Genomic DNA, 18,770 nt, shown 5'->3' on the forward strand with positions numbered 1-18,770 from the left:
CAAGGTCAGGCACCCTGCCCAGCCCATCACCTCAGCTTTTTTTAAAGCCGCTTCAGGTATTCTGCCAGCGGCCGGATGTCAAAAGGTGCAAACAACAATTCACCTGATTCACCAGGGATTGTATTGGAAACGATGCCCACCACTTCATGCCGGTCATTCAGTACAGGTGCGCCACTCAAGCCACGCAACTGAGCTGTTTCAACGTCATCCAAACGAACCAACAGATTGTGATCTGTGTGTTTGAGGTATACACCGGTGAAATGTTCCTGCTGACAGCTGTCCTGAACCTGGTAGTAACAACCGAAAACGTGAATCTGGTCACCGGCTTTGAGTGGTTCACTGGCCAGCTGAACCGGCTTCAGGGCGGCGTCATTGTTGTTAACCTCAAACAACAACCAATCATCTTTCAACACCTCCATGTCCAGCTTTTCTGTGGCATCTGCATTGATCAGACGCCCCAATGTCACCGTACCTGTCACCTCGTTAAAAGGGTGCAGTTGCCACTGTTTGACATGATTAGCCACATCAATGTATTGGATACCCTGGTCCATCACCGCCATCAACACATGTTTGGCGGTCACCGCATACAGGTTTTTCTGATGCTGTAACAGAAAAGCGCTGCCGACAAATGTTTTGGTTTCCTCTGAGACTGCGAATTGTATGGTATTGGCGGCCGAATATCGCTCAGTCACCGGGCCGGCCCACACCTGATATGAACCCATCAGGGCGGCCAAAGTTAACATGGTTTTCTGCATGGTTGATTACTCTGTAATTAAAAACACAGACTTTAGCCGTACGTGGGTGTTGAGGTGATAATCCCGAACCAAATTATCCTGATCAACTGGCCAAACGCAATTCTTTGCGGTATACCGATGGCGAATGACCTTCACTGGCTTTAAAGGCCTTGTTGAATGTCACCCGATTGTTGAATCCACTTTCAATGGCAATTCTTTCCAGGGTAAACGAGTGATGTCGGTCATCAATCATGGCCTTGGCATGATTGACACGATAACCATTGATCAAAGCAAAAAAAGAGGTCTGTAAAGTCTGGTTAATAACCTGCGAAACCAGGTGTTTTCTGATGCCCAGGTGATTGGATAGCTGATCCAGATTCAATGACGGTTGCAGGTAAAGTTGTTCATCTGCCAGACTGCGATGTATTTCCCGGGCCATCAATTCAGCAGTTTCCTCATCCAACAAGGAATGGCGGTATTTATCCGTTGCATCCATTGGCAATGATTCACCGGACTGAGTGGTGGCCGGTGATGGGTCATCATTCGATGATGGCGAAACCAGTATCAAATGCGGATGTTGCAACCCCCAGTAACCCATCAACAGCACCAATCCACTCATGAACAGCAGCCAGTACTGTCCCACGGCATCCAGTGTGGCCAAGCCAAACCATTGCTGTGCCAGGAACAACACCACCCAGAAGGCCTCCAGCCCCATCAGCATCAGACACAGTTTCTTTTGCCACTGTACGGTCCAGCGGCTGTCATCAGATGTCTGACTGACTGCTTGTTTGGCCACCTCCGCCAGTTGTCTCCAGGCGGTCCATAAATAACTGCCCAGGTGGCATTTGATGACCACCAACAACACCACAAACCGCCCGGGAATTACACCACCTGTGGCGTTGTTTTGCCAGGCGGTATACATAGCCACTTTCTGTTCTGCTGGCAGCAACAAACCCGGCACTCCCCAGAAAAAGACCAGCAAAAACGGTAAGCCGTGTAACAGCCATTGCCGCACTGTCCACCGCTCACCACCAGACATGCGATTGACATAGGCCAGAAATATGGGCCCCAGCAATAAAGCCACGCCTGGAAGCCAGTCAATCAAATGCGGTAATGCGGTGTATCCGTCTGAATTGAGCAAAACCCCTTCCAGCAGCTTATATGCCATCACCGCGACCAACAGAGCCAGTATCCTGCCTGGTTCACCAGGCCGGCTTTTTGACCACAAAACACCAACCAACAACACCGCCTGGGCCAGGGCCATCAAATAGAACAATCCGGGTAAAGTTATTGACATATCAAACATTTCAATGAAAGGAGTCCCATTATCCATGTTGCACAGCCATAAACATGTGTCATTGGTCAGATTGCAACAAAGAAAAATCATTCTGATAATTCGGTTCGCTTTTATCATCACTGCTTCACCGCGGATTAAGCTGACTGTTCTTAACCATGAGAATACAACATGCCCAAAAGGATTACCCCAATGCTCGCCGTGTTGATGAGTTGTACAGCTCAGGCCGGACAGTTTGCAAACATCAATGCACCGGCCGACATCACATTTGGTGAATCATCACAAGTCGTTGAACAGCAGTTAACGAACCGCTGCGAGACCATCAACAGACAAACCATCAGCCCACCACAAATACCAGACGCCAAAACCCATACTCAACTGGACTGTCATGGTTTTCATTATGCCAGCAGGTCCAGACTGGCTGAATTTGTCTTCAAAGACGATCAGCTGCACTTGAGTTGGATCCTGGTAGAGGCTTCTGAACTGGGTCAACTGGAGCAAACAATGCAACACACATATGGTGAACCGTCACATCGCAACCCGGCATTCACCGCCTGGACCTCACAGCGGACTGCCTTGCGCAAAGATGTGAACGAAGTATTGTTCTATGCCGACGCCGCAGCTGAACAATTTGCCGCCTGGTTTCAATCTGCAGAACTATAACCACCCCTCAAACACAACTGGAACAATTCAATGAAATCATATATATACTTTATTTTATTCATCCTGATTGGTATGACCAACCAAACACACGCGGAGCAACACCAAACAGGAGAAAGCACTTATTTCCGCCACCTGGCATTCCGCGAAACGCCTTTCAGTACATATCGTGGCATTTATCCCATCACTCAACAACAAGCCAGGTCCACCGCTCATTATCGGTTTGACCATGATGACCAGGGACGCGTGACCGCTGTATCACACCGCATTGGCGAGCACATCATCCACAACAATGGCAATTGGGACACTTTCATCTGGTTCGCCCCAAAAGTCACCATTGAGTATGGCGATCAACAAGAAATACATCGCTATCACAACAGAGTAAACGAACGCATCACCGTTCATGGCGACGTTTATCAGGCGATATACCAACTGAATGACCAGGGGCAACGGGTCAGTTTGACTTTTACCAATGAAAGTCAACAGCCCAGTGAAAATACCTGGCACATCAACCGCTATACATGGCAGCACCTCAATGATCACCAGTTGCTGGAAAAACGTTTCAACCTGGCAGGTGAGCAACAACCCATCAGGCCAGAATTTGTGTTTCACGAAACCCGCATGACTTTTGATCGCAGGGGCTTCATACATAAACTGGAAAACCTGGGCCTCAATGGTCAGCCCACCAACAACGATTCTGGTGCAGGTATCGACCGTATTTACTTTGATTTACATGGTAATTTTCAACGCTGGCAAGTGTTTGACAAAGACCATAAGCCAGTAGAAGGCAACCGGCCCGGGGTTCATGTTGGTGAACATTTGTATGATGCTTCAGGGAATAAAATCGGATTGCGTGGCTTTGACCTTAAGGGCGATCCCAAAGGCTTTGCCTGGGGCGATTTCATGATCCGCAATGCATACGATTCATTCGGCAATCAGACAATCAATGAAAGCCTTGATGATCAGCACCAACTGAAAAGAAGGTTAACCATCACCTATGCTGCCAACGGGCTGAAACGGGAATGGATCAAACACCACAATCAAAGCGGTGATTTATCCTCCACACCCATGCTTGGCGGGGCCGCTGCACTGCGCTATGAATATGCCAATGGCGGGGTCATCAGCACGGGTACAACCCCATTCGATGCGCAAATGAAGCCCATCGACCAAGGTTAAACCTGCGGGTCAGCTGAGTTGTTCAGCTGACCCGCCCAGTCAGGATTTGAGCAGTTCAACCAAAGCTTGAGCGGTGGCCTCTGAAGAGGCAGGATTCTGACCGGTGATCAGGTGTCCATCCGTAATGACAAATGCAGCCCAGTCATCACCCTTGCTGTATAAACCACCTTGATCCTGCAGTGCGCTCTCCAGCAAATACGGTACCACATCACTCAAGCCCACAGCCTCTTCTTCACTGTTACTGAAACCAGTGACCTTAAGCCCTTTTACCAGGGGTTGACCAGTTGGACTTTGGGCCTTTAATAACACAGCTGGTGCATGGCAAACCGCCGCCACCGGCTTGCCTTCGGCATGCATGTACTCAATCAATTCAAGAGAACCGGGGTGTTGATACAGATCCCACAGAGGACCATGACCACCGGGATAAAACACCGCGTCGTATTGATTGGCCTGCACATCATCCAACTGCATGGTATTGGCCAGCTCCTGTTTGGCCGTGGTGTCACCATGAAAACGCCTGGTGGCATCGGTTTGCGCATCGGTGTTGGCACTCTTGGGATCAACCGGTGGTTGTCCGCCGGCTGGTGAAGCAAGGGTTACGTTAACGCCGGCATCACGCAATACATAATAAGGACTGGCAAATTCTTCCAGCCAGAATCCGGTTTTCTCGCCGGTGTCTCCCAACTCATCATGTGAGGTCAGTACCATCAATACATCCATCGATTTCTCCTGTTATACAAAACCACACAATGTAACAAGGCATTGGTCAAAGTCCTGTCAAACTGAAGTTATCCTTTTACCATTCAACCCTGAACACCATCTGCTGACAGAGGCTGCACCTAACCCGTTACACCCTTAAGTTCACTGGTTCCATTGTTTATTCAATGATCACATGAATTAATCTGGCTATCTATTTGAATTTCAATGTATTCATGGGATATGATCTGACCAACACCATGAAGGGCTTTGATCAGTTCCCACCTCCATTGTCATCATCAGACTGATCTTTTTTATCTTTGTCTTTTTGCTTGGCTGATTTAAACAAACCTTCCAGTAAATTACGTTTCAGCTGATCTTTTTCTGCCTTTTTGCGCTCATCATCGGTCATCGGCTGGCCTGCTTCATCACCTGACGCCTCTGCTGATTCGCCGCCTTTGTCCTTGTCGGAACCCAGAATGGCATCAAACAGGTCTTCCTTCAGCTCTTCTTTCTTCTCATCAATTTTGGCTTTTTGGGTTTCCAGAATGAGTTTTTGCAGATCGATAGAAACAGCCGGCGCCATCAGTTCGCCTTTGAGGCTCACAGGGATCCTCAGGTTTAGCAATTTCTCAAACCGCTGATCCATCACCCCTTCAGGAATGTTGGTCAACATCGGCCGGATGGTACCGTTGATGGTTTGTTGGTTGAGGTCGATGCTGACCTGCCCAGTCAGGTTAAAATAAGGCGAATCAATTTTCAGTGCACGGGTGGTCAGCACCCCTTGATTGACATCCGCCTGGATATCCATCAGGCCAAAAGCCGTTTTCAGTTCATCACTGTTATTCATGGCATCCGTTTTGTTCAATAAACTCAAGCTTTGCTGCATGATTTGAAACACATCAATGCCAACAATATCACCATCCCGCAACTGGTAAGACAACGACCCATTCGCGGTTTTCAATGGTTCAGCACTGAATGGCTCATCCACCGTGATGTCAGCCTCCAGCTGGCCCAGTCCAGTCAGGTATTCACTGCCGATCAGGTCAGCCAATAAACCTCCAGCCTGAAAATCGCGCATGCGGTGACTGACAGAGAGTTTCTGTGAGGTTTTCTGCGGATCCAGCTGCAACTCGGTGCGGATCAATCCCTGATAAAAGCCAGCTTGCAAAGGCTCAAGTCTGATGGCGGTGCCTCGGGTGGAAACGTTCAGGGTGATGTCCTTCATCTGTACCCCGGCAGCCTGCAAACTACCCAGCTTAATTTGTCCGTTCATTTGCCCCAAATCCATGGGTGATGCGACTTCGGTGGCAGCTGATGTCGAAGCTGTTGCATCACTGACTGGTACATACTGATCCAGATTCAATTGATCCAGATTCAACTCAAAACGCCCCTTCAGCGCACTGAGCTGAGTGATATCAACAGATCCGCTGATCTGGCTGTCATCGAGTCTGGCCTGCACATCTTTCAACTGCAGCCGGTCACCGGCAAGCACCCAATTCAATGCACCGGAAAATTCATTCTCAGCCTGATTGTCCAATGGCGAACCCATTTGCGCGAGGAGTTCAGACAAAGCAAAAGCTTCCATTTTCAACGCACCGGACAGCTTCATCTGCTGTGACAGGTTTTCTCCCTTGACCTCTGTCACCAGTTTCATCGGCCCATAGCGCAATGCCAGCTGGTTGAGTGACAATTGATCATTGCCCAGATCCAGGAGCATGCCATCCGGACTGTCCAAAGAAAGCGTAACACCATCCATCGCTCCTTCATATGACAACTCAGCAAAAGTCATCACCACCGGTTGCTCATCGGCCAAATGATTGGCTTGCCAGTCTGCCTGTAAGCGACCTTGCATCGCTTGTGCCGGCAATGCCACTTGAGACGCAAGGCTCATCGCGGTTGGAGAACCGGCCTGTATGGCATCACTGGTGAAACGCAGGTCTGTCATATTGACTTGTAAATCAGCGCCACCATCAACATAGGTCAATGATCCTTCACTGATGATGATACCTTCAATGGCCAACGAAGTACCACCCTCACCCTGCTGACCGGAGTCAGCTGGTTCAGCCGCCAAATGATCCAGCATAGACTGCCAGTTGCTTTTGCCGGACCCAGCCACCTGCAACCTGATCTCAGGCTTTTGCAACTCCACCTGGCCTACCTGAATCTGTTGACTCAGCAAAGGCAACAGCTTGACCCGCACCGCCACCTGTTCAACCTGCGCCAGGTGATCGCCTTTGAAGCCAGATTCATTGGCAATGGAAACGTCTTTGAGATTGATGGCCAGCCAGGGAAAAACAGACCATTTGATGGGTCCATTGAGCACCACTTCACGACCAATGGTGTCTGCAGCCATTTGCTGGATGCGGGGTTTATGGTCATTGGGATCAAAGAACACCGGCAACAAAATGATCGCCAACACCAACAGCACAACCAGTCCGGCCACCAGGCCCAGCATCCATTTAATCAGTTTTTTCATGTCTGACAACAATCTCTTAAGAAAGTCACAGCTTAACATTCAGTGGCTTAATATGCTGTGAACAATTGTCCCAAAAACAAACTGTCCGGCAAAAAAAAGGCCCCCAACCGGGAGCCTAAGAATCAAGCTATTATCATCATTAAGACATCAGGCATCAGTCACCACATCGATGGTGAACGTGCGGCCGATCACTTCCTCGATACCCATATCTTCGGGTGGCTCAAAACGCCAGCGCTTGATGCTTTTTTCAGCACTGTCAACCACATACTCAGGAATGCCGGCATCGGCACGGGTTACTTTGACCACTTTGCCTTTGGGATTGATTTGAATGTGTAGCTTCAGTGAATCAGTACCCGTGTAATCACTGGGAATGTTTATCGGCGAGGTTTTCAATACCGCCCATTTGTATTGTTTGATCAACGCTTCCTGCTCAGCACTGGCAATGACAGCCTGTCCGGAGAAGTATTGCTCACGGGCTTCTTCACGGTTGGTGATTTCAGCTTCTGTGGTGTTCACAGGTGCATCAATAACCGGTTGAGGCACTGCAATCGGCTCAGTCACCAACTCCATATCAAGGTCGCCACCCATGGGTTCCAAATCAGGTGTCACATCCACCTCTGGCGCACCCGGTCTGGCAGGCTTGAATCCCGCATCACCAGGTTTCATCGCCGCTTGACGCTCTGGTAATCCCTGAGACCAGCTGGGTCGTTTCTTGTTTTCTTCCTGGGCATATCCGGCCACGGAGGCAAAGAGTAAAATCAAAACTACAATTTTCATAATGTTGTCTTCGAACTGTGTCACAAAAATGAGATCAGCCAAGTTTATGCGTATTCGGCATGAAGTCAACGAATACCGCGCTTTGCGAGACATTGTTTTGCAATTCAGCGGGGGTTTGTACCGCCATGCCCTACTGCGTTTTCAATAACGGCCACAGATGACAATTTTTGTTAGTATGAAAATGATTCAGATTTCCACCAGTGGTCATCTCTGGCGCCGTCCCCCATTATGCCGGCATATGCCGCGTTTGCCTGCCATGATTTATGATAAACTGATCTTCCGAGTATAAAAAAGTGTGTGAGTTCAAAGATTGTGGGACAGTTCAGTTCTGTGTTAAGCCGCCTGAATAAAAGTCGCAGCATCATTGCTTTGCAAGATGCGTCGATTGCGCTGGTGCCGATGATACTGACGATGACCTTTTTGTTGATGATCGGTGAAGGACTGACTTTGTTTTCTGACACCACAATGATCACTTACATCAAAAGTATCTACCGATACTTTTATGTGTTTTTCCCCTTGATCTTCACCGTCAGCCTGGCGGTTTCATTCGCCAAAAGCAAAGAAGTGGATCCCACTGCGCTGGTGATCATCTGTGTGAGTATGCTGACCTTATCGATTGCCGGCGATGTGAGCAACCTGGAAGAGCTGAAATCCTCCACCTATTTCAAGGTCATTCCCATCCCGTTGTGCTATTTCACTGCCAGCGTACTCCGATACTTTGCCAACCAACACAGTCTGCACTTGTTCAAAGCTGACTTCATGTCATACCATTTGAATAAAACCTTTAATTACATCATCCCATCGGCCATCACTTTCTTTGTGGTGTTTGTGCTGTTCATGATGTTTGAAACCATCTGGCAAGTCATGAGTCAGGCCGAGTTCACCTCGCACTTGGCCGTGACCAATACCGAAGACATCTTTGGCGTGATCATGATCAAGTTGATCTATAAGCTGACCTGGTTCATCGGCGTCAACCCTTCACACATTTTTTCATTCCTGCAATACCCTTACCACGAAGCATTCATCAACAACCAAGCGGCTTTCGACGCAGGCCTGCCCATACCTAACATCAACGCCCCGGGGAACTACTTTTTTACCGATATTGGTGGTGCGGGTTCCTCGATGTGTCTGATTCTGGCCATCCTGCTGTATTCCAAATCAAGCCGCAATAAACGGGTAGCCAAACTGGCAGTGATACCCAGCACCTTCAACATCTCAGAGATCATTCATTATGGCCTGCCTGTGGTGTTTAATCCGTTTCTACTGGTGCCATTTCTGGTGGTTCCGGTGATTTTATACCTCAATACCTACCTGTTCATGTCAATCGGTCTGGTGTCACCGGTGGTGGTCGCGGTGCCCTGGACCACCCCACCCTTACTGAACGCATACCTGGCCACCGGTGGTGATCTGCTGGCCGTACTGCTGCAACTTGTTAACCTGGCCCTGGGCGTTCTGATCTATTTGAAATTCATCAGGATGCTGGAAGCATCACACCTGGATGAAGGATTGGTCAAGGACTTCATGAGCCGGTTCGACCTCGAATCCAGCAACATTCAGGCACTGCAGTACCGCAATCAACAATCCATGATGAAAAACCTGGAAACCGAAAACCAGGTCAATGCCTTCCTGTTTAAACTGTCACATGGCAAGCTGCTGCTGAATTACCAGCCCATCATAGACACCCGCACCAGACAAGTGGCCAAAGTGGAAGCCTTATTGCGACTGCAAGACAAACATGGCAACATCCAGCTACCCACATTCATCAATGACTTATCAGATGTGGGCCTGTCCACTGAAATTGATAAATGGGTAGTCAAACGAGCTGTAAAACAATCTCACGACTGGCCCAGTGATTTCTCTGACATTGAAATTTCGATCAACATTTCACCCGGCTCCCTGCTCGACCCGGCTTTCATCGACTTCCTGCTGGACATGCACCGTAAATCAAAACACCCTTTTTGCATCGAAATACTGGAGAATCAGGCGGTGTTTGAAGAGCACCTCATCAATGAGCATTTAAAGATCCTCAAAGACGAAGGCATATCGGTGTTCCTGGATGATTTTGGCTCCGGCTATTCAGCCCTGGCGATGTTACCCAAACTGAACATTCACGGCATCAAATACGACATGGAGTTCACCGAACAGCTGGAATCAGCAGAAGGTGCCGCGGTGTTCAAATCCTGCCTGGAAATCAGCCGCACCCTTCAGCACCAAACCGTTCTGGAAGGCATCGAAACCGCGGAACAATACACCCTCGCCCTGCAATCCGGGGTCAACTACATCCAGGGCTTCCACATCGCCAAACCCCTGCAGCATGAAGAACTGGCTGCGTTTATTCAGGGTTATGGGAAGTGAATGGCATTTGGCTGGTGGTGACGGCGAACACCGAACTTATTTATAAGCTATTGATGTTAAATAATATTAATTCTTGAAAAATAATTTAATTTGAAATTACCACCGCTATTACCACCATTTGCGATTACTCAAAGCGGTAAACAACCTTTATTGTTTCTTAAAATCCATTTGACCTTAAAAGCTCTAAATATCTATGCGATAATTTATGGCCATAGTTTGTATCGATCTGTAGCGCATAATTAATTAGCCCTCTGATATGGTCAATCAAAGCAAATATTGAATTAAACTGAATATGAATACGATGTGACTCTAATCCATATTTTTCAATACACCTCAAATGATTTTCAACTCTATTCTTGAATACCCTTGAAAGCCTCGGCGTATTTGAATTGACATTTAAACCTAATACTACCTTATGGGCTCCAGGAGGAACAATTTTAAGTTTGGTATGATTAGGGCTAAAACCATACTTTGACAAGTATGAATATAGTTCTTTGACAAAGGTTACAGCTTTTTCACGTGAGAAGTTTTTTTTGACGGTTGAAAATGTCATATCATCCGCATAACGTGTGTATTGCAAATCATTTTTTTTAGCAACCTCAAAAATGTGCTCATCATGCTTTTTAAAAACTAAATTTGAAAGCTGGGGACTTGTTGGTGCTCCTTGCGGAAGGTAACCAATAGTTTTTATTTCATCTTTCTTATAGGGCATCCCTTTGTCAGTATTAAACATTACCCATTTTTTATAATAGTGCTTTTTAATTTTCTTTTTGTGGTTTACGGTACATATTCTTGCAAGTTCAAAAGATATCAGCGGCTTGTAGCCTAACTCAACAAACACTTCATACACTTGTTTTTCAGTGATTGAGTCAAAAAACCTTTCGATATCTATTTTTATCAACCATTTTGATTCACAATGAATTGAGGCACAATCCAAAATAGACCCACCTGGATGAAATGAAAAACACCTCCAATGCGGTTTCGAATTGTAAAGTATGCATTCATTTATCCAGCGTTGGACTCGTTTTATTTGGCTTCCAGGAGAGTGAATAAATCTAAAACCTCCGGATCTTTTAGGAATTTTATGAATATCGTAAAGATATTTAAAATCTGTACATTTTCTCTGAATAACTTTTCTTAAGTTATAAAAGTCTACATCTGAATTTTTGGCAAGGTGATTTAAACTAAATAATGGAGGAAAACCGCTTTTAATAAGTTCATAAGATTCGATCAAAAGACTCTCAATTTTTTCAATTGAGTAACCTAGACTTGCACCCTGATTTAAATAGGCATGACTAAGATTAATACCCATTCACTCTACCTTTTATTGAAAATGTAGTGTTTCTTAACTGACTGAGGCCACGAAGAGCAAAGTTAAGAAAAACTGCATTTGTATTAAAGCCTAACCTCTTCCTAAAGTAGTTTTGAATCAAAACCACCCTGTAAACACAGTAAACCTGAAGTCTAAAGTGTTTACACAGAACATTATGCCTACGACAGCAAAATGCATAAAATGCTTTGCATTTTATTAACTCTAGAATGAACGAGATCATAACCCTAGTCATGACAAGATAAAGGGTAATAAAATTCATTGGTATAATCAACTTCTATCCTTCTTTTTTTCAAATACTTAAGCTCCTTATAACCCTCTTTAGTTAATGAAAGATTTGAATCAATCAAGTTATTTCTTTGTAGGTTTTTTACTATTTCTCTTGTTTCTGAATACTCAGACTTTAGTACAAGGTATAGATCATCTTTATCGATATTTTTATTCTTTTTTTCTAGTGACTTTAGAGTGTGTAGAAAAGAGTAGCGTAGAGAGTTTTTATTTCTTTTAATATTTGACTTAAAATTTCTAGAAACTAACTCTGGAACGGCTCTCCCAGGAAACAATGCCACCCAAGACTTAAGGTTTAATAAATGTTTTGTGTTTGGTAAATAGTTTTCATATGATTTCCATAAAATTGCTGGTGTATTATTAGGAATACTATATTCAAAAAATGCTTTTCCGAAACACTTATCATAACCAAATATCATTGATTCACTTTTATCACTGTATTTATATACTAAATTGTAATACTTTTTATATTTGTGATATTCCATATCATCAAAAGTCGGATAGCTATATAAACTCATGAGCTCAATCTTTTGTTTGTGCTTACTGATTGCATTTTCACCAGTTTTAGAACACATGTAAGCAAGATAAACTATCTTTACATAGTTACCTGAAACCCAACTATTAAGAGTTTTGTTAGCAAATAAAGATTTTAGAAATTTTTTGCTAGTAGATCCAGATGCGACAACATCATCAACTAGTAGTATAGTTTTGACTGCTTCTTTTCTGATTTTATTGACTGTTATTGACTTTTTTTCATAATCAAAACATCTACTTTTATGTGCTCTGTTTATTTGAGTTACCAAGTTTGAAATTAATGCTTCACTACCAGGTGAAACATTTGGTAGTAATATTGTGGCTCCATGGTTGTTATTATTTATTGAAAAAATTGCACCATAGCTTGGTTTAATGTCTCTAACAGGAATTAGAAGAAGATTATCTTTTGTTTTAGAAATGTAGTTTTCAATAAAAGACTTTAATTCTCTAATAATTTTTTGAGATTCAACATACTCAAATTCATTAAGAAAATCTTTAGCAACTTTTTTATCTGAATATTGAAATTGATTTAGCCACTCTAAGCTATATGGATTGTTTGAAAGCATTATCTGCGTAAGTATTGATTTATATCCATTTAACCTTAGTTCGAAAAAACAACACAAGCAAGCATTACTTTCATGTACAACCGTGTTTTATCGACAAGCTGCAAAACAACAATTCATTGACTCTTAAAATCAACTCCAAAGTGTCTATTTCTGTGACAATTTGGACATAAGGCCATAGCATTATCCACAGTGTCATCACCGCCTTCAGATAACTGAATAACATGATGAACCTCTAAGTATGGTGTATCGTCTTTAGATCTAATAAATGGAGCTTCTTCTATGCAGCCCTCACAAACTCCATTTGCTCTTTCTAATACTTCAGCTATTACATCGGGGTTTCGCTTATAACCTGAAACTATAATTGTTTGTTTACCAGGTTTCTTGGGGGCATTTTTTAATCTAGCTAGCCTATCTATCTTAGAGCTTTTACTTGCTTGCTTTACTTTTGATTCTAGGTCCTCATTATATGCTTCTAAGGTAATCTCTGTTCTTTTGTCCTCTATATCAGCTTTCAACAATCTAAAATAAATCCCACCATTTACATCATATTCAAAATTTTTATACTTAAAAATTCCTTGTAAGTAACAATTTGTGCCATCTTTAATATAAATATAAATAGGAGTGTTGTTTTCTTGTGAGTTTATAAAAGCTCTATTATGTTTCCAACTTAGATTTTTATCTGTGAAACTGTTGTTACTTGCTTTGAGGTAATGCTTCAGCTCAGTTCCTTCCTCTATCCAAGCATTCGGATATCCTGTATCATTACCTATTGTAACTTTAGAAAAAATAGCTTCGTAATTTGGTTCTTTCCCAACTAAATATATTCCTTGTCTAACATCATATGTACCAGCAAAGTTAGCTATATCATATGAAGAATAAGTTTCACCTATTACAAAGTCTGTGAGAACAGTGAAATCATTAACTTCATATTTGAATTTCTCCTTAAACCTTTCGAAAATTGATTCATGAGTTTCAAGTCCGTACTTACTCATTTCATCATACATTTCACGACCACCGCCGCCATGGAGGTTGTTACTAAACCTGCTTAAATATTTGTATAAATCACCAACTTTTTTAAAGCTATTGATGATTACCTTTGTGCTTCTGACCTTAGACTTTATTTCCTTTGGTAATTTAGGGTGAGCTAAAGCGGGATCATGAACGCTGCCAGTAATATATTTTATTGCTTCATTAATCATTTATAGCTTCCAGTTACTTAAAAAATGCTTGTTTTATTTGATCTCACTAAAAGATTTTTTTACTAAGTCTTTTTAAATGCAAACTCTTGAATCTTTACCGTTATAAAAAAATAGTAATTTGTCCATACTATTCTTCTAATACTGACTTCAACCACTCTTGAGGGGCATATGAATTGAATTTCATGTATTCTCCTACAATATCTTTTACTTTTCTCTCTAAATTAGAATTAATTAAATTTCTAAATGCAGCTTTGAAAGAGTCTTCAGGATAAGGGTAACCTGGGTTTATTTTGAACATCTCCATCCAGATCTCGACAACTTCTTTCTGATGTGTATTACTCCAAATTTCTATAGCTTCAATCGCCTCATTTGAATTATGGTCTGCTTCAACATAGGGTATAACTTCTTTGATCCAACTTATTGATTGTTCGTTTAAATCATCTATTAATATAAACCAGTGAGCTAAATAAGATGCCAATCTTTTACCATCCAATGTATCAAAATCAATTCGTTCTAGTATTTTAGGAAATAGCTCCAAAACTTTTGTTTTGATTTTATTATCATATTTAAGTCCGTATCTGAAAAACCAAATCATTTGTCTAAGCTCATCTGGCTTTCTTCGATTTAAAAGTCTAGCAATTAAGCTGTCTTTGTCATCAACACTTTCCTTATCCCAAAGATATAAAAAAACACCATAATCAACAAATCTTTTTTCAGTTCTAATATTTTGAGTGTCGTCGAGTACCTGTTCATATATTCCTTTTTCTTTAAAAAACTCTAAAACAATTTCACTAGGACGATTGTTGTATGACAACCCATTTAAAGCACATACCCACTGAACTGAGTTTGAAGGGTTAAAGAATGATCTAAAGTTATGCTCTATCCACTTTTTCGATAAAAAAAACATATTATTTAAATATAATGGAATAAGAGTATAAAACTCTAAATTTTCTTGTTTATCTAACTCATTATTAAATATTGGTTCAAACTCTTCCCAAACTTGTAAATGTGATCCATTTTCACTATCTTTATATCTAGACACATACAAAGCCAAAGTAACTACTGCCTGTATTGCATGTCCATAAGGTGAGTTTATTGCTGATGAAACTGCATCTCTAATTTCTCCAAAATCAGAATATGATGTGGTTTCAATAATCTTTTTTAAAAAAACCAGAATATTTTTATATTTAGATATGGGTAAATTTCTTTTATCACCATCTTTTTTTGAACCATTTTCAATAAGTCTACAAACAGAACTTATTAGCCAAAACCGATTTCCAATGAATGCATCACTTTTATCATGAGTAGATTCCCAAAACTCATTCGAAGAAATGATATCTGATATAAATGTAATTAGAGCTGGCCATGCTTCAGTCCAATTAAATTGTTGATATTCATTTTCTTCTCTCCAAATTTGATTATAAGAATCGATTAACTCGTAAAGAAAACAAATATTCAAATTTTTATATTTATCCAGATGAAGAAATAACTGATTACCTTCCTTTTCTTCTAAAAGAACGAAAGACTTGAAGACTTTTACTAATCCTTCAATATCAAAGTCACTAGCAATACTCTCTTCATTTACATACTTGTTTAAAGTAATAATTAAATTTGAAACATTACCTATTTCTTTGAGCTCTTCGATAGATAATGGAGAACTATCCTTTTCATCTATCCATTCAGCTGATGTTCTAAAAGTTGATAACCCAGGGTGCTCTGGTTCAAATTGAATTAATTTAACTAATTGATCGTATTTATTTGAAGCATCTAAATCTATATCCTTTATGGCAGCCAACCATTCAGCTTGTTCATGCAGCCCTGGCTCGTCAGTATTTTTATAATGCTTAATTTGAGAAACCAATTCAAAAAAATTGAGTTTTTGAATATTTGAAAATTCAGCGAAATTATTTTTTATTAACTCCCAAAATTCATGCTTTAAATTCAAGCTGAAAGACTTCTCATTCAGTAGTTTATTAAAAAGTGTATTTTTGTATTCTTGAAAATTTTGATTAATTGTATAAATTGCAATTCGCTTATTTATATTAAGATCAGATTTAAGAATTGACTCAATTAATTTTTTTGCTGACCCTGGCCAGTATTTCTCACATGCAATAATCGATTCACGAAATGCGACAATAAAAAAATCTTCTGTATCACTAGAAGAATTGTTTTGCTCATGATCTTCTATAGTTATTCGCCAAATGTAGGAGAAGTCATCACCTCCTCGTTTAGTTATTGCCTGAGTAAGAAGAATATGGAATAACTTTACTGCATCAATTCCAATTTTTTTACCAGATTCATAAGCAATATTTTCAATTTTATTTGTATATTTAAATGATTGAGCCCTAAAAACCAATTCATTGTGAGATAACTTAATTTCCCGCTCTTCGACTACTTGAAATTTAAAAAGAATTTCTATCAATCGAATACATTTGTCTTTATTTTCAACATCATAGTCATCAAGCCAATGTATGAGTAAATTAGAAAGTTCATCTATAATTAGACTCCTTTCAAATCGATTATCCAACCATGAGTCGAACATCTCAACATCTTCATTTGTAATTAGTTCTGTAGGAATATATCGAAGAGCTTCACTTAATTTCCACCAGACTCTACCATTGCATAGATTGTCACCTTTAAAAACAATAAAGTATTCTCGAAATAGGGCTAAATATTTGTTAGCAAACTTATAATTTTTTTCAGCAGCAATCCTCTTTGAAGACTCAACTAAATAATTCAATACTGGCCAAACAGGAATTTGATAGTCACCTCCTTCAAGTTTTTTAGGATGTGGAATCTCAGTCGGGTCTAAAAAACCATTTGCTTTTAATGTGTCGAACCACTTTAGTGACTTTATTTTGTTAAAAAAGTAACCTCTCAACTCAGGTTTTTCTTTTACCCTAGTCAATAAATCAAGTTCTTCTTGAGTTAAACTATTCATCAACAACTACTCTATCTATCTCTGCTATATCATCAATAGTTGGAGGAGGTAGAACTTCAATTTGTTCTGACCAATCCTTTATTATTTTTTCAAGCTGACAATAGTCCTCCTTGTCTTTTGAAAACCCTTTGAGGTTAACACCAAAAGATTTCCTGTAGTAAGTGACTAATTTTTCATATAAGGGCTGTTCACTTTCAAAATACCCCTGAAGTAAAAATCGTTTCAGTCCATTAGTATCTTTGCCTTCTTCTCTAGCATTACCTCTTCTTAAAATGTGTTCTAAAATTTCAGCCTCTTCTAAACTATACCCAACGAATAACACTGTATATTCCTTAAAAAGTTTTGCTAAGAAATTGATAACATTCGGATGGTCATAATGAGCAAGGTATTGACGTGTGGTGACAATCATTTCGTTAGGATTTAACATGTCTCCGTGTAAGTGAATAACCGTACCTGGGTTCTTAAGTAATGCTGTATTAAAATCATTTGGGTCACTAATCCTATCCACTGTCTGAATAGCTTGATCAGATGAAGGGGAGCTGTTTTGTGGATTCAATTCATGGTCATAATTTGTAGTTACATATACAGATCCAATCGAATTTAAGTACCTGTAGATATTACTATCTTTAGTTCTAACTAGGTATTGAGGTAAATCTAAATCTATTTTTTTATCTGCTAGTGTATATGCTATAGATAATTGCTTTTTAGCGTCTAAGTTTTTGAGTTGATTAAGTTCAGCATAATCAATTTCCCCCTCAAGTCTTAAACATTTTAAAACTTTTTCAGCCAACTCATTCCATGATGGCATCCCTAGCAACATTGAAGCACCGGCTCCAACAAATAATACCAATTTACCATTTTCAGCAGCTTTTTTAACTTCAAATGGTAACTCTGGAATTGGTGTTATTTTATCGTCCTTTTTTTCTGGATCATCCATTTGGCTCAAAAATTTTTATTTAGTTTTTTTAAATTATTGCACATATATGTCTATCATACCTTATTAAACTATAATTTTTAGCTAGAAATATGAGTCACAATTTTATAGTTTTAAATTTGGCCACTTGAAAATAAAAAAGTCATAATAAACTTGTTTAATAATTATATCTCTTTTATGTCATATAACGTTGATAGTAAAAGATTTATATGACCTAAATCGTATATTTTATTTCATCTTCTATTATGTTGTTGCCCTATAGGTACTTTTGTATCTAGCTCAATCTTGCGATCACTTGCACCCGTAAAACATTAAAACTCCAGAAGAACCTTTGATTTATGAAAAAGGAGTAGTGATTGTTGGAAGTAAAGTGATTATCACCCAATTATATTTTTTTAAAACTAGTAAAACAATTCACTTTAAATAAGTATGAAGTCAATTTAAAACCATGTTTAAATCACCTAAAGTAATTAGCCTATATAACTGAAATAAAAGATAAATATAACGTTTAACTCATGGATTTATTTTAATTTCTATTATGATGATGACCTATAGTAAATTTGGTTTCTAGCGCTATCCTGCGATCACTTGCACCCGTAAAATATTAAAATCGTAGAAGAACCTTTAATTTCTGTGAGAGGGGAATGATTGTTTTTTTGGGAGGGAGGTAGTTAAACCTCCCCATAGTTATAACATGGTTGTTTTGACCTTACTATTTGACCCCATAGGTCAATTCTTTTGATTCAAACTTGCCATTAATACTTTTATTTATTCTCACTCTAAATACTGGTATATCTAGTTTTTAGC

At 40.7% G+C, this 18,770-nt stretch carries 13 protein-coding genes; 3 read left to right on the forward strand and 10 right to left on the reverse strand.

What is annotated here, in order from left to right:
- Positions 1-41 precede the first annotated feature (41 nt).
- On the reverse strand, positions 42-743 hold the full coding sequence (locus B0475_RS04600) for a trypsin-like peptidase domain-containing protein (RefSeq protein WP_198538109.1): 702 nt from the start codon (positions 741-743) through the stop codon (positions 42-44).
- Between the two features lie 94 nt (positions 744-837).
- The gene (locus B0475_RS04605; RefSeq protein WP_157892708.1) at positions 838-2,031 is read right to left on the reverse strand and encodes a helix-turn-helix domain-containing protein; all 1,194 of its coding nucleotides are present in this window, start codon (positions 2,029-2,031) and stop codon (positions 838-840) included.
- A gap of 168 nt (positions 2,032-2,199) precedes the next feature.
- Here B0475_RS04605 and B0475_RS04610 point away from each other — a divergent pair, with 168 nt between their 5' ends.
- Positions 2,200-2,691 carry a hypothetical protein gene (locus tag B0475_RS04610; protein WP_077410526.1) on the forward strand — a complete coding sequence of 164 codons (492 nt, stop codon included), beginning with the start codon at positions 2,200-2,202 and terminating at the stop codon, positions 2,689-2,691.
- Positions 2,692-2,721: 30 nt separating this feature from the next.
- Entirely contained in the window at positions 2,722-3,864 is a 1,143-nt protein-coding gene (locus tag B0475_RS04615; protein WP_157892709.1) for a hypothetical protein, read from the forward strand.
- Between the two features lie 39 nt (positions 3,865-3,903).
- Here the strand turns inward: B0475_RS04615 and B0475_RS04620 are convergent, their stop codons facing one another.
- The 3 genes from B0475_RS04620 to B0475_RS04630 form a co-directional block, all read right to left on the reverse strand.
- Positions 3,904-4,584, reverse strand: coding sequence for a type 1 glutamine amidotransferase domain-containing protein (locus B0475_RS04620; protein WP_077410541.1), 681 nt, complete (start codon positions 4,582-4,584; stop codon positions 3,904-3,906).
- 250 nt (positions 4,585-4,834) lie between these two features.
- Entirely contained in the window at positions 4,835-7,039 is a 2,205-nt protein-coding gene (locus B0475_RS04625; protein ID WP_157892710.1) for an AsmA family protein, read from the reverse strand.
- Between the two features lie 147 nt (positions 7,040-7,186).
- Complete coding sequence (locus B0475_RS04630; protein ID WP_157892711.1) at positions 7,187-7,816, reverse strand: hypothetical protein; 630 nt, start codon at positions 7,814-7,816, stop codon at positions 7,187-7,189.
- A gap of 297 nt (positions 7,817-8,113) precedes the next feature.
- Between B0475_RS04630 and B0475_RS04635 the strand changes: the two genes are divergently transcribed.
- On the forward strand, positions 8,114-10,171 hold the full coding sequence (locus tag B0475_RS04635; RefSeq protein WP_077410546.1) for an EAL domain-containing protein: 2,058 nt from the start codon (positions 8,114-8,116) through the stop codon (positions 10,169-10,171).
- A 157-nt stretch (positions 10,172-10,328) separates the two neighbouring features.
- Here B0475_RS04635 and B0475_RS04640 read toward each other — a convergent pair whose 3' ends face one another.
- The 5 genes from B0475_RS04640 to B0475_RS04660 all read right to left on the reverse strand — a co-directional run bounded on the left by B0475_RS04640 (position 10,329) and on the right by B0475_RS04660 (position 17,966).
- The gene (locus B0475_RS04640) at positions 10,329-11,483 is read right to left on the reverse strand and encodes a reverse transcriptase family protein (RefSeq protein ID WP_077410548.1); all 1,155 of its coding nucleotides are present in this window, start codon (positions 11,481-11,483) and stop codon (positions 10,329-10,331) included.
- A gap of 245 nt (positions 11,484-11,728) precedes the next feature.
- A complete protein-coding gene (locus B0475_RS04645; protein ID WP_077410550.1) occupies positions 11,729-12,889 on the reverse strand; it encodes a phosphoribosyltransferase in 1,161 nt (386 codons plus the stop codon).
- 113 nt (positions 12,890-13,002) lie between these two features.
- Positions 13,003-14,088, reverse strand: a complete 1,086-nt coding sequence (locus B0475_RS04650) for an HNH endonuclease (protein WP_077410552.1) — start codon at positions 14,086-14,088, stop codon at positions 13,003-13,005.
- A gap of 127 nt (positions 14,089-14,215) precedes the next feature.
- Complete coding sequence (locus tag B0475_RS04655) at positions 14,216-17,029, reverse strand: hypothetical protein (protein ID WP_077410554.1); 2,814 nt, start codon at positions 17,027-17,029, stop codon at positions 14,216-14,218.
- Positions 17,022-17,966 (reverse strand): SIR2 family protein, encoded by a 945-nt coding sequence (locus B0475_RS04660; RefSeq protein ID WP_077410556.1) that lies wholly within the window; start codon positions 17,964-17,966, stop codon positions 17,022-17,024. Before B0475_RS04660 ends, B0475_RS04655 begins: the two co-directional genes overlap by 8 nt.
- Between the last annotated feature and the right edge of the window lie 804 nt (positions 17,967-18,770).

Source organism: Marinicella sediminis (assembly GCF_002000055.1).
In the GTDB taxonomy this organism is placed as follows: Bacteria; Pseudomonadota; Gammaproteobacteria; order Xanthomonadales; family Marinicellaceae; genus Marinicella; species Marinicella sediminis.

Bases quoted from the DNA above. Each gene is read 5' to 3' on its own strand.
- B0475_RS04600 (WP_198538109.1), bottom strand. From the start codon at position 743: ATGTTAACTTTGGCCGCCCTGATGGGTTCATATCAGGTGTGGGCCGGC.
- B0475_RS04605 (WP_157892708.1), bottom strand. From the start codon at position 2,031: ATGTCAATAACTTTACCCGGATTGTTCTATTTGATGGCCCTGGCCCAG.
- B0475_RS04610 (WP_077410526.1), top strand. From the start codon at position 2,200: ATGCCCAAAAGGATTACCCCAATGCTCGCCGTGTTGATGAGTTGTACA.
- B0475_RS04615 (WP_157892709.1), top strand. From the start codon at position 2,722: ATGAAATCATATATATACTTTATTTTATTCATCCTGATTGGTATGACC.
- B0475_RS04620 (WP_077410541.1), bottom strand. From the start codon at position 4,584: ATGGATGTATTGATGGTACTGACCTCACATGATGAGTTGGGAGACACC.
- B0475_RS04625 (WP_157892710.1), bottom strand. From the start codon at position 7,039: ATGAAAAAACTGATTAAATGGATGCTGGGCCTGGTGGCCGGACTGGTT.
- B0475_RS04630 (WP_157892711.1), bottom strand. From the start codon at position 7,816: ATGAAAATTGTAGTTTTGATTTTACTCTTTGCCTCCGTGGCCGGATAT.
- B0475_RS04640 (WP_077410548.1), bottom strand. From the start codon at position 11,483: ATGGGTATTAATCTTAGTCATGCCTATTTAAATCAGGGTGCAAGTCTA.
- B0475_RS04645 (WP_077410550.1), bottom strand. From the start codon at position 12,889: ATGCTTTCAAACAATCCATATAGCTTAGAGTGGCTAAATCAATTTCAA.
- B0475_RS04650 (WP_077410552.1), bottom strand. From the start codon at position 14,088: ATGATTAATGAAGCAATAAAATATATTACTGGCAGCGTTCATGATCCC.
- B0475_RS04655 (WP_077410554.1), bottom strand. From the start codon at position 17,029: ATGAATAGTTTAACTCAAGAAGAACTTGATTTATTGACTAGGGTAAAA.
- B0475_RS04660 (WP_077410556.1), bottom strand. From the start codon at position 17,966: ATGGATGATCCAGAAAAAAAGGACGATAAAATAACACCAATTCCAGAG.